Source organism: Mycobacterium sp. NGS68 (genome assembly GCF_059812195.1).
On record NZ_JCALCE010000007.1, the window covers coordinates 14,889 to 27,144 of the forward strand.

Annotated in this window: 11 protein-coding genes; 2 read left to right on the forward strand and 9 right to left on the reverse strand. The window is 65.8% G+C overall.

The genetic code is table 11. The annotated features are described in order from the left end of the window. Positions 1 to 9: 9 nt before the first annotated feature. On the forward strand, positions 10 to 795 hold the full coding sequence (locus tag AC5Y5V_RS10075) for a DUF4333 domain-containing protein (protein WP_499933621.1): 786 nt from the start codon (positions 10 to 12) through the stop codon (positions 793 to 795). A 3-nt stretch (positions 796 to 798) separates the two neighbouring features. On the opposite strand, the gene AC5Y5V_RS10080 is transcribed toward AC5Y5V_RS10075, so the two are convergent. Beyond that, positions 799 to 1,755 carry a 5'-3' exonuclease gene (locus tag AC5Y5V_RS10080; RefSeq protein WP_499933625.1) on the reverse strand — a complete coding sequence of 319 codons (957 nt, stop codon included), beginning with the start codon at positions 1,753 to 1,755 and terminating at the stop codon, positions 799 to 801. Between the two features lie 19 nt (positions 1,756 to 1,774). Between AC5Y5V_RS10080 and AC5Y5V_RS10085 the strand changes: the two genes are divergently transcribed. Continuing rightward, a complete protein-coding gene (locus AC5Y5V_RS10085) occupies positions 1,775 to 2,896 on the forward strand; it encodes a M24 family metallopeptidase (RefSeq protein WP_499933628.1) in 1,122 nt (373 codons plus the stop codon). A 5-nt stretch (positions 2,897 to 2,901) separates the two neighbouring features. Here the strand turns inward: AC5Y5V_RS10085 and AC5Y5V_RS10090 are convergent, their stop codons facing one another. The 8 genes from AC5Y5V_RS10090 to AC5Y5V_RS10125 form a co-directional block, all read right to left on the reverse strand. Further along, on the reverse strand, positions 2,902 to 3,036 hold the full coding sequence (locus AC5Y5V_RS10090) for a hypothetical protein (protein ID WP_499933632.1): 135 nt from the start codon (positions 3,034 to 3,036) through the stop codon (positions 2,902 to 2,904). A gap of 877 nt (positions 3,037 to 3,913) precedes the next feature. After that, entirely contained in the window at positions 3,914 to 5,110 is a 1,197-nt protein-coding gene (locus AC5Y5V_RS10095) for an HNH endonuclease signature motif containing protein (protein ID WP_499933635.1), read from the reverse strand. A gap of 153 nt (positions 5,111 to 5,263) precedes the next feature. Beyond that, positions 5,264 to 7,450 (reverse strand): DUF5631 domain-containing protein, encoded by a 2,187-nt coding sequence (locus tag AC5Y5V_RS10100; RefSeq protein ID WP_499933637.1) that lies wholly within the window; start codon positions 7,448 to 7,450, stop codon positions 5,264 to 5,266. Between the two features lie 472 nt (positions 7,451 to 7,922). Further along, positions 7,923 to 8,465 (reverse strand): hypothetical protein, encoded by a 543-nt coding sequence (locus AC5Y5V_RS10105; protein ID WP_499933639.1) that lies wholly within the window; start codon positions 8,463 to 8,465, stop codon positions 7,923 to 7,925. A gap of 234 nt (positions 8,466 to 8,699) precedes the next feature. Continuing rightward, positions 8,700 to 9,647, reverse strand: coding sequence for a hypothetical protein (locus AC5Y5V_RS10110; RefSeq protein ID WP_499933641.1), 948 nt, complete (start codon positions 9,645 to 9,647; stop codon positions 8,700 to 8,702). Between the two features lie 138 nt (positions 9,648 to 9,785). Then, positions 9,786 to 11,282 (reverse strand): putative alpha/beta hydrolase, encoded by a 1,497-nt coding sequence (locus tag AC5Y5V_RS10115; RefSeq protein WP_499933643.1) that lies wholly within the window; start codon positions 11,280 to 11,282, stop codon positions 9,786 to 9,788. After that, a complete protein-coding gene (locus AC5Y5V_RS10120) occupies positions 11,264 to 11,578 on the reverse strand; it encodes a DUF2563 family protein (RefSeq protein ID WP_499933645.1) in 315 nt (104 codons plus the stop codon). The genes AC5Y5V_RS10115 and AC5Y5V_RS10120 overlap by 19 nt, the downstream gene beginning before the upstream one ends. Before the next feature lie 246 nt (positions 11,579 to 11,824). Then, on the reverse strand, positions 11,825 to 12,241 hold the full coding sequence (locus AC5Y5V_RS10125; protein ID WP_499933648.1) for a F420-dependent biliverdin reductase: 417 nt from the start codon (positions 12,239 to 12,241) through the stop codon (positions 11,825 to 11,827). Positions 12,242 to 12,256: the final 15 nt, after the last annotated feature.

The window sequence follows — 12,256 nt, forward strand, 5'->3', positions numbered from 1 at the left end:
GGAGAAACGATGAGCGGACCGCAGGGACAAGGCCCGAATCCGTGGCAACCGCCAGGCCAAGGGCACTCCGACGACGCGACCCAGATGGGGCCGGTAGGCGGAACGCCCTGGCAGCAGCCGCCGGCCCAGGACGCCACCTGGCACGCCCCGGCCTACACGCCGCCCGCGGAGTATTCGCCCTACCAGCAGCCGGCCGCGCCCAGCTACGACCAGAATGCGCAGGCCACCCAGTACGGACAGGTCCCGCCCGCGCAGTATGGGCAGGCGCAACCCACGCAGTACGGAGAGGCGCCGCCGACGCAGTACGGGCAACCGCAGGCCACGCAATATGGTCAGCCCACCCAATACGGCCAACCGGCTCAATACGGCCAGCCGGGGCAGTACGGCCAACCGGCGCCGACCGGCCAATACGGTCAGCCCGGCCAGTACGGACAGCCCTTCGAGCAGCCAAAGAAGCGTTCGGCGGCGATGACCTGGGGCATCGTCGGCGGGATCGCGCTGCTCATCGCGATCGTCGTCGGGATCACCGGGTTCGTGGTGCCCGGGTTCCTGGTCACCACCACGCTGGATGTCAACAAGGCCAACGCCGGGGTGCAGCAGATTCTCACCGACGAGACCAACGGCTACGGCGCCAAGAACGTCAAGGACGTCAAATGCAACGGCGGCACCAACCCCAAGGTCGAGAAGGGTAAGACCTTCGACTGCAACGTGAGCATCGACGGCGCGCAGCGCAAGGTCACCGTCACATTCCAGGACGACAAGGGCACCTACGAGGTGGGCCGGCCGTCGCAGTAACGGTCATCCGGGCAGCGCGTCGAGCGCCTTCTGCAGGCGCGCGATCGAGGACCCGACGCCCAGTTGGGTGGCCAGCTGCGCGGTGCGGGCCGGGTCGGCGGCGGCTAACGGCAACGCGTCGGTCGGGGTCGACAGCGTGACGGGAGCGTCCCTGGCTACTCGCACCACGGTGCCCGCGGCCTGGATGTAGTCGGTCGCGGTCAGCAGTTTGGCGCGCACACCCTTTGCCAGCTTGGACTTCGGGTCCTGCGCGGCCGCCAGGATCCGTTCCAGCGACCCGTGCTGGGCCAGCAGCGTGGCCGCCGTCTTCTCGCCGACGCCCGGCACCCCCGGCAGGCCGTCGGACGGGTCGCCGCGCAGCAGGGCGAGTTCGGCGTAAGCCGCCCCGGCGCGGTCGACGGGCACGCCGTACTGTTCGGCCACCTCCGCCGGCCCGAACAACGTCGCCTTTGCCAGCCCCCGGCCCAGGTAGAGCACCCGGACGGGGACGGGTTCGTCGGCCACCACCTGCAGCAGGTCGCGGTCTCCGCTGACCACGACTACCGGGTCGGTTTTTTCCTGGGCCGCCAGCGTGCCCAGCACGTCGTCGGCCTCGAAACCCGGCGCTCCGGCCGTCGAGATCCCGAACGCGTCCAGCAGCTCCATGATCATGTCGACCTGGGGTGTCAGGTCGTCGGGCACTTCCTCGACGTCGGGCTCGCCGGCGGGCTCTTCTTCGGCGACGCGGTGCGCCTTGTAGGACGGGATCAGGTCGACGCGGAACTGCGGGCGCCAATCCAGGTCCAGACACACCGCGAGCCGGCCTGGCTTCTGCTGGGTGATGACCACCGCCATCGAATCGATGAATCCCCGCACGGCGTTGACCGGCCGGCCGTCGGGCGCGGTGATCGACGACGGCACGCCGAAGTACGACCGGAACCACATGCTGGCGCCGTCGAGCAGGAGCAGTGGTCTGGGCATGCGGGCTATCCTGCCAGCCATGGATTCCTTTGACGCTGCGGTGTATGCCCGACGGCTGGGCGCGGCAGCCGCCGCCACCGCCGAGGCCGGGCTGGCCGGCCTGGTGATCACGCCGGGCTACGACCTGCGGTACCTGGTGGGTTCGCGGGCGGAGACGTTCGAGCGGCTGACCGCGCTGGTGGTGCCTGCCACCGGGGAGCCGACGGTCGTGGTGCCGCGGCTGGAGCTGGCCTCGCTGCGGGGGTCGCCGATCGCGGAACTGGGCCTAAAGGTGCGGGATTGGGTCGACGGTGATGACCCCTATCAGCTGGTTAGCGCCGCCCTGGGCGGTGCCCCGGCCGCGGCGGCAGTCAGCGACGGTATGCCCGCGTTGCACCTCGTGCCGCTGAGCACGGTGCTGGGCGTGCCGCCGGTGCTGGCCACCGACGTGCTGCGCTCGCTGCGGATGGTCAAGGAGGCCGGCGAGATCGACGTGCTGCGCAAGGCGGGTGCGGCCATCGACCGGGTGCAAGCCCGGGTGCCGGACTTTCTGCGGCCTGGGCGGACCGAGGCCGAGGTGGCTCGCGACATCGCCGAAGCGATTGTCGCCGAGGGGCATTCGGACGTTTCATTCATTATCGTCGGGTCCGGCCCGCACGGCGCGGATCCACACCACCGCCATTCGGATCGCGAACTGCAGGTCGGGGACGTTGTCGTCGTCGACATCGGCGGCTCGTATCAGCCCGGATACCATTCCGACTCCACTCGGACGTACAGCCTCGGTGAGCCTGATGCCGAAGTGGCGCAGCAGTATTCGGTGCTGCAACGGGCGCAGCAGGCGGCCCTGGACGCGGTTCGCCCTGGAGTGACCGCCGAACAGGTCGACGCGGCGGCGCGCGACGTGCTGGCCGACGCCGGCCTGGCGGAGTATTTCGTGCACCGGACCGGGCACGGCATCGGGCTGTCAGTGCACGAGGAGCCCTATATCGTCGCCGGCAACGACCTGCCGCTGACCGAGGGTATGGCCTTCTCCGTGGAGCCGGGCATCTACTTCCCGGGCCGATGGGGTGCCCGCATCGAGGACATCGTGATCGTCACCGCGGACGGTGCGCTGTCGGTCAATAACCGGCCGCACGAGCTGGTCGTGGTGCCGGTCTCTTGACTTCGCTACCGCTTGCACACGTGAAAGTGCCTCGTCGCGTGTGAGTACGTGTGTGCGACGAGCGCGTGATCGGCCTCCATGTCGCCGGCGACACCCTGCGCGAGCACCGGGGGCTGATCACGCTGCCCTCCGGTGATCACGCTGCCCTCCGCGTCCCTGGCGTCATAAGAAAATCGGCATATAGCCTTTTGCCCGCCTCGTAGCGACAGCTTGTCGCGTGTCCGCGAGTGTTGCGCCGATATGCGGCGGAACGCTGTGCTAGCCAGTATTTCGTGCACGGCCGCGGGGGCCTGCCCGCCGCTGGCCCGCGAGGGCGCTCAAATTTGCGTGAAATTGCGTGTGAGGCCTCGAATTTGGGGTCGCTCGCGGCGGCGCCGCCCGCCGCGTCCTTGCTCGCGGGTCCCCAGGCGTCACAAGAAAATTGGCATATGGAGTTTTGCCCGCCTCGTAGCGACAACGTGTCGCGCGGAGGCGGGCGAGCAGGCACATGCCGGCGGTCGCGTGCCCGCGAGTGTGCGCCGATGTGCGGCGGCACGCTGTGCTGGCCGGTATTTCGTGCACCGTCGCCGGGGCCCGCCCGCCGCTGGCCCGCGAGGGCGCTCAAATTTGCGTGAAACTGCGGGTGGGGCCTCGAATTTGGGGTCGCTCGCGGCGGCGCCGCCCTCCGCGTCCTTGCTCGCGAGTCCCCAGGCGTCGCAAGAAAATTGGCATATCGCGTCTTGCCCGCCTCGTAGCGACAACGTGTCGCGCGGAGGCGGGCAAACCGCCACATGCCCGCCCCGTCGCCTGCCCGTGCACGCAGATGCACAGCGGCACGCTGCGCTGGCCGGCATGTCGTGCACGGCCGCGGGGCCCCGCCCGCCCGCTGGCCCGCGAGAGCCCTCAAAGTCACGTCAAATCGCGGGTCAGGCCACGCATTTGGGGACTCTCGCGGCGGCGCCGCCCACCACAGCGCCAACAACCGACAACCCCTGTGCCGCAGAGCAATGCGGCTGCCAAGGCATCGATCACGGTGCGCTACGTCCCGGTCTTTTCCGGTTCGTAGGGTGTGTACCACCACCAGTCGGCGCGTTCACCTAGGGGGCCGTTCCAGGGTGGGACATCGGGTGGGGGTCCGTTGGGTGGGCGGGCCAGCGACCGGTTGTCCAGGGTGCGGCCGTCGCTGTCGGTGACGCTGAGATCCTCGGCGGTGCCGGAGATGGTGATGCCGCCACGGTGATGCAGGCGGTGGTGATACGGGCATAGCAGCACCAGGTTCGAGAGCTCGGTGGGGCCGCCGTCCTCCCAGTGGGTGAGGTGGTGGGCGTGCAGGCCGCGGGTGGCCCCGCACCCGGGCACCGCGCACGTGGGATGGCGGTGCTCGAGGGCGCGGCGCAGCCGCCGGCTGATCTGGCGGGTCTCCCTCCCCGCCCCGATCGGTTGTCCGTCGCGTTCAAACCACGCCTCAAAGGTCGCATCACAGGTCAGGTACCGGCGTTCGGCGTCGGAGAGCAGCGGGCCCAAATGCAGCGCGGCCGCACGCTGAGCGACATCGAGGTGCACCACCACGGTGGTGTGCGCGCTGTGTGGGCGCTGGGCGGCATCGGCGTCCCAGCCGGCGTCCACCAACCGCAGAAACGCATCCACTGTGGAAGGGATCGGGGGCCGCTGCTCGTCGGTGCTGTCGGTGTGGTCGCGTGTCCACTGCGCGACCAGCGCATCCCGATGCGAGGCCAGCGCGGCATCAAACCTCGCCGCCTCCAACCGGCCCAACGTGATCCGGTAACAACTGCCCGTCTCGGTGCCGGTCTTGGTGAGCGAGGGCTCCGGTGCCGGGCGCGGTTCGGGGTCGGGGCGGGGCTCGAGCTTGACCGCGGTGCGCAATTGGTTGACCGTGGCCACCGCCGCCAGCTCCGCGTAATGCTCATCGGAACCCTCGCCCGCACCCCCGGCGATGACGCCGATCTGATCCAGCGACAACCGGCCCTGCGCCATCGCTTCGGCGCACAAAGGGAACTCCGCAATCCGGCCCGCCACCGTGGTGATCGTGGACGCGGTCGACGACGACAAACCCAGCCGCCAGGCCACCAACGCCTTGACCGAGCGCGCCCCGGTCATGCCACACAACCCGTCGCGCTCAATCTCAGCCACCCGCGCCACAATCTGGGCGTCGATCGCGTTACGCTGACCCGCCAACTCCGCGAGCTCCTCGAACAACACCTCCAGCCGATCCATGGGTCTGTCTGCCGGCACAGGCGCAAGAGGCGTTGGGGGAAACGACGACATAACCACATCATCGCAGCGAGGTATGACAACTTTTTCTCCAACGCGACGCGGTAAGACATGGCCGTCAAGAGCGGCGGATGTGATGCCGACCGCGATCGATCCTCAAGTGTTTCCAGTTGCGGCGGTGAGGGTTTGGAACCACGCGAGGTGATAATTGGCAGCGGCTTTGTCGCCGTCGATTAGTGCGTCGATAGCGGCCAGAAGTTGCCAGTTGCCAACATCGGTGGCGTCCACGTCGTCGGGATAGGAATCCAGCACGCGGGTGCTGGCCGCGGCCAGATGTTCGTGCAGGAGTTCGATTTCGGAGTCCAGCACCCCGGTGCCGGCGGACGCGGCCTTGGCCAGGGTGTGCGCGAGGCGGGGTAGCCCGTCACGCCACTGGGTCGCCTGGCCGAGTTGTGGGCCGAGTTCGTCGACGTCGGGTGCGCGTCGAGGACGCGGCGACGTGGGGATCGGCTCGTCGTCGTCGGGCATGTGGTGGATCGGGGTGTAGCTTGCGGCGTTGGTGACTTCGCCGAGCATGGTTTCCAGGTCGCCGCGTCGTCGCGCCGGAGGCAGCAGCGTCACCGCCGCCGGCAGGTCGATGCCGGGCGGGATCCAACCGCTGGCCAGATCGGTTGACAGCACGGTGGTGTTGTCGGGGCGGTCGGCGACTACCCAGGCCAGTCGGGGTTGCTGGTGGGCGACCGCGGCCACGAGGCGCTGCAGGCGCGTGCGTGCAGTGGCATTGGCCGATGACGCCCCCGTGACCGCGCCGGCGGCCGTGGCGACGACCGCTTGGGTAGCAATATTCGATGCCGGCGTCGACGGTGCCGCAGGCGTCGCTTGCCGTACGACCGCAGGCTGACCTGTGCCCGCGTGCCCAGCCGACGGGTGTACCGGCGCCGAGGTGGGCGTCGCCGATGGAGGCAGGGCGCTCGGCGGCGCCGACGGTGTCGCGGCCGCTTGGATCGTCGGCCGCAGATCGGATGCGTACGACGGTAGCGCGGCGGACGGAGGTGGCGGTGGGGTCACCGCGGGCACGGGTGGGGCGGCTGGCCCGGCAACTATCGGCGGCGCTTCCGGGACCGATGTGTGCGCGACCGGTGGGGGCGAGTCGAATGCCTGCGCATGCGCAAACGCGCTCATGCCGGCGGAACTGGTTGTGGGCGGCGGGGATTGGGGCACCGGCGAAACCGAATGCGATACCGGCGCAGGCGGCACCGCTTCCGCCGGTGCCGAGAAAGCCGCGCCCGACTGCATGCCTTTGTCGAAGCTCTGCATGAGGCGAGCTGGGGTCATGCCTTCGGGTGGTGCTGCGGATGGGGCGGCCAACGGGCTAGGCGCCGCGGATACCGGTAGCTGCGGTGCCGCAGACAATCGTGTTATAGGGCTGCCAGTCGGGGTCGGCGCCGAGACGGATGCAGGCAGCGCATGCGCAGGTGCTGCCGGTGTTGTTCCGGTGCCCCCGAGGGGCAGGGATTGTGGAAGACGCCCAGCCGATTCAAACGCTGCGGGAGTTGTGCCAGTTCGTTGAGTAGGCCCTCCACCGCCCGTGCTCTGGACGGCTGGGGGTAACTTGCCGCCTGACCCGAAGGCCGGTGGTAAAGCTTCCGCTTGCGGCGCTCCCGTCGCAGGAAAGATTCCTTTGGGTAACCGCCCGCCTGACGGAAGCGCGGGTTGTGAGCCAGCGTTCACGAGACCTTTCACCTGCTCCACCAAGGCTCGTTCATCGGGGTCCCCGCGGAACATAGTGCTAAGGTCCAGCCCGTGGGATTGGGCGAATTGACGGGCAGATTGTCGCCTTCCCTCCTGGTCGAGGATTCTCTGAATCGCGTCGATCACGTTGCCGCAATATTTGGCCGCAGCCAAACCGGCTAACGCTCGATAGTGTTGAACGGCTGCGACTATTTGCGCCACTTTGGTTTCACATGGTTCCGGAGAATCTTCAATCTGTTTTATTCGATTATTGCCTTCTTCTGCCAAATTTCTTAGGTCATCCCGGAGGCTTTGCATGCTTTCGCATGCCGCACTGTATGCACCTTCCTTGATGCCATTTTTATCAGAGATCTTCTTCGCATTTTCTTCGCCTTGCCGGAAAGCATTTCTTAGATCATCGACGGTATGACCCCGCTGTGCGATAAGCGGACCTGATCGCGCGTTGCGGAGAGTGTCTTCAAAATTAATGAAGTCCGTCTTGATAGCTCCGCGATTATTCTTTCCGTGCTGAAGTGTAGTCAAATCCGTGGAGTCGGGCCATTGATCACCAATCAGTGTCAGAGTCCATTTGCCGGGTGGGAGGTCGGTCATGCGACCAAGTTTCCGATCGTCCGAGGCGCTTTGTCTTTAAAGCGCGGCGATGAGTCGATTCCGTGCGTCAGGTGCTCACTCGGGTGATCAGCTGTGTTGAGTGCGGATACGTTTGCGCCGTCGCGAACCAACGATCGCCGCGGAGTCATCAGTGTGACGTCAGGTAGCTTGTGGTGCGGAGCTGGCGTTGATGGCTGGTGTGATGTAGCGGACACGGGCTGATCGTATCGCCGATCTGCGATTTCGGTAGTCACCGCCGGAGAGTTCCCGCGGCGCTTGGCAGGGCTATGGGCCAGTCCATTCAATCGAAAAAATCAATTGACTTTACGATGGTTAGTTTTAGTTCATACCATTGATTTCTTCCTTGGCATACATAGAATTGGAGGCCACAAGCATGGTCCATCCGTTATGGCGATGGCTTTGTAGTGCGCAGAGTGCTCCTGAATTAAATGAGTAGGATACGGCAACATCGCTACTTGCAAATTTCAGATAAAACTGCGTTGGGTTTGTCCCCTGAGTGAAGCGATGAATCGATTTCAGGATCAGGGGCCTCGGCCATATAGTCGATCGCAAGTTTTTGATACGAAGTGGCCAACTGGCGGATAGCATCTGCTACGTCAGGTGGAGTTGCGGGTTGATCAGCTAAGACTCGTTTGAGGTAGTCGCCGCCGTCGTATAGGGCGATCCTTGCGTTGGCGGCCACGCCGAGCAGCGCATTGGGGTCGTTTCCGCCACTCCGACCCGTGTTGATAAGGACGGCCCTGTGTACTTGGTTGTACGCAGCGCAAACCTTGACCCTAGCTTCGGCAATCTGCTGATCACTGAAACTGGGCTGATCTGACTTCGCTGAAGGTTTCGTGTTCGGCAGAGGCCGCAACCAGCTGCCGACAGCGATGCCAAGAGCTAGGAAGGCGAGTACCAGCGAAGTTATTACTAGCGATCGTGACTGGCGGCCATAGGTTATCGACGTTTGCGGCCAAGCAGGAGAAGCAGGCGGTGTTGGCAGACTGGTCACGCGGGCGATCGTATCTTCATTCGGCCCGCAGGCGTGTTGTTCCGGCCTCTACCGATCCCACCAAGATGCTAATGGCAACGTGCCAGCTCGCCTCGACCGCGACAGATGGCTCGGAGCAACTCTGCTTAGACCGTAGGTGCCTGTTCGACGTGCACGTAAAGCGGCCTCGGCATACGATCGGGCGGCTGCACGGAGCAAACTTGGCTTACGAGTTCACGAGGCGACTCCCCACGTCTACCGCCCCGATTCACCGTCATCGTCCCGCTTCTGTTCCGGCAGCAAAATGCGCCTGGTCGCGACGGGCTTGCCATCGATTCGCTTGATCACCTCGGGCGTGGGGGGTGGCGTCGTGATCCGGCCCTGGACCGGAGCGCCGTTCTTCACGGATGGCACGAGCACGCGCTTGGTATCGGGCTTAGCTTCGTTGCCGCTTCCCGCCTGCTGCATTGCTCCGGGGGGCATGAGCGGCATCGCGCCCATGCCACCCCGAGAGGCATTCGAAGACTCCGCAGGGGCTGGTGGCAGCACGGACGGCGCGTGCGACGCGGCGGGGACGGTGCCGGCGGATGGCGCTGGCAGCGGCCCGAGCATTGCGGTCGGCGTAGTGGTCCCAGGACCGACGCCGCCACCGCCACTGCCACCACCACCGAACCCTTCGCTCCCGCCACCGGCCTCGAGCATGTCGGCAGGAATGGCTTCGCCGGCGGTCGCGCCCCCGCCGACGCCATGTTGCAGCGCCCCCATGCCCATTTGCATCGCCTGCTGACCCGCCTGCGCGATCTGCTGCGGGATCTGGCTCAACGGCTGCAGGGCACCGCCGAGAGCGCCAGCGATTCCCCCGGCGATACCGCCCGCCATTTGCGGTATCTGCTGGAACATCTGGCCCATTTCGCTCTGGCCCCCGACGCCGGCCAGACGCGCGGACGACTCTTGGTCGTTCGACGGGAACTTGCTCAGGGCGCTGGCAGCCTTGGCCTCGCGTTCTTCGTGTCCGGTGAGCGCAGCGAGGTTGTCGCCGGGATCGCCACCGTTAGCCGCGATACCAAGCAGCTTCAGCAGTTGGCTGATCGCCGAGCTACCGGTAGCCAGCTGGTCGGGAGCGATGACCGGTGGCGCCGGTAGCCCGAGCACCTTCGCCAGCTGGTCGAGAATGATCCTGAGCTGATCATCGCCCCCTGTCACGACGTCCTCTTGAACCCTGCGGCACCCCGAGTGCACGCGATAACGGGTAGTCGGCTCTCAGGCATTGGGTGATGCTATCGCCAATCGATGCCACGGGTAATTCAGCTTTGCTGAGCGCCTGCACAACTCCACCGCGCATCAGGGCAAGGGGATGCGAATGGGTGCGGGAAGCGGGAATGGGACGGGAATGGGGACCAGCGGAGAGACGGGAACCGGGATGAACGGTAGGTCCAGGTGAGGCCGTTGATCGCCAAACCCCGACAGGACCGACTGGTCGCCGATCGGCTTGTGCCAGAAGAGACCCGCCTCTGGGCCTAGCGACCCGTCCACATAATGCGGCCAGGCCTGGACGAGGGGAGTCGTTACGTCCCCGCGGTCGCTGTAGATCTCGATCGCCGGGAAATTCGTCACATTTCCCCCGACACGCGGACCCGTCTGGGACGGCTCGATGGCGATGGAGCCGTTCACGTCGAACGTGGTGGCCTTGGCCAGCCCTTCGCCACCGGGTGACATCGGGTCGGCGGCGCTGTACTTGACCAGCACCGCGCCGTTGCTCTTCTGGACGGCCGACACGGACGGGGTGCCGGCGACAGTTCGGCCGGTTTTCGCGTCGACCGACGGATTCTGGCGAGTCACGACGATGCCGTTCTCGTAGTCGACACTTATTGCGACCCTGGATGACTCGGGTCCGGCCGTGGGGGAGAATCCTCGGTTGTCGCCGAGGTTCTCATGCCACGGCGGGTAGTCCAATTGCGGGTTTACCACCCCGTGTCCGGGAATGAAGATGTTGGTGCGCACCACGCCTTGGCCGGGCACCGGTTCAATGCGCTGGACATCGATCTTGGGCGGCACGCCCCCGTTCTTGGGGTCGTAGCTGTGCGGGTCGAGAGCGGCGGCCGTTTCCCAGTCCGCCGGCGACTCGGGGGCGCGGTGGAATTCTTTTGTGAAAGCTTCGATTTGGTTCTGCCGGCGGTTAGCTTCCGGCTCGGCCTTCGACGGGGTATCCGGTCCGCCCAGCGCGAGAATGTTCTCGGGCACGTATCCATCTACGCGCAGCGTGGAAAGCGACGACTGCAACATATTCGAGTATTTGCCGCGGATCGCCTCGAGCTTGCCGACGGCGTCCTTGGTGTCGCGGATGGCAACGGCTTCCAGACGGGATATCGAGGTGTCAAGGTCGTTACGCTGGGCGGCCGTGAGGTTGCTATTCCGTTCGAGGTCCAGCGCTTTGCCGATGTCGTCATCGAGCTTTTGCAAGCGATTTTCCAGGTCCGCGAGCTGCCCACTCGCCGCACGCTGGGCCTCCGCCAGGTCAGCGGCGATACGCTCCAAATCGATTGCAATCTTTGGCAACTGGTTGGCCTGCACATGCAGGGATTTGACGGCGCGCTGCACCTCGGCGGCGTCGTTGATCGGATGGTCGCCGTTCTCGCGATTCCACGCAGCCTCGAAGCGGCGGTTGGCTTCGAGGAATGCGTCGTCGGCCTCGGCGCTGCATCGTCCGGCGGAGTGAAATGCGTTGGCGAGGCTGGAAATCTGCGCAGGACGGCCAGCTTGCAGGCTTTGGTTGATCGCCCACGGATCGCCGTGAGCTTCGGCGATAAGGTGCGGGACGCTTATGTGTCGGAGCTGCATGGCCCCACTCGCAGTTCCGCGGCATTACGCTCGTCCATCGCAGTGAATTCGGTGGCGGCTTGATGAGCCCTATCGCCCACGCCGGTGAGCGTCTTGTGGTGGTTCTGCAAGGTTTTGACGTGCCCTTCGTGCGCCGAGCTGACCGCCTGGTGAAACACGTCGGCGGCAGCGAAATCGCCAAACATCACCGACGACAACGATGCTCCGGACAGCCGATCGGCCCCGTCGCGTGCGTGTCCACCTGCGCGGTGGGATTCGTTGGCTCCCGAGTGCAGCCATTCGGTGTCGACAAACATCGCTACCCTTCCCAACTCTTCGATATCGCCACGGCGACAACCGATGTCGCACGTGAGCTGACGAGGACGCTAGGGAGGGCGCGCGCGTCGGTCAATTCAGTCCGGGCACACCTGTGGATTGGGCGCGACTTGTTGGCTGTCCGAATGTCGGGTTGTGTGACGCCCTGACGCGGATAGCGTGTCATAACCCGACACTCGGCGGCCAAAGGCCAAAGGCCAAAGACCAAAGGCTAAAGGCAGGAGAAGCTAGTCGTCGCCACCGCGGTCAAGCAGGTCCGACGAACCGAGCACGCGCTCGACGTGCACCTCGATGACCACCCGCCGCGGGTTGGGCCTCGGCGTGCGATAGCGCTGTGCGTACCGCAGCTCGGCATCGCGGACGGCGTCGGCCTCGCTGCTCACCTTGGACCGCCCCTCCAACGACAACCACCGCGCGCCGTCGACCTGGCTGAGCACGGCCACCCCGCCGCGGTCCGCGTTGACCGCCTTCTGGGATCCGCCGGTGGTGATGACGCGCGCGATGTGGGTCTTGGGATCAAACGTGAAACCCACCGCCACCACATGCGGGGAATTGTCCGCCCGCAGCGTGGTCAGCATCGCCAGGTGACGCTCGGACAGAAATGCCAGCGCGTCATCCGTGAGCCGGGTAGTGGTATTCGCCATCGCTCCCCACGCTAG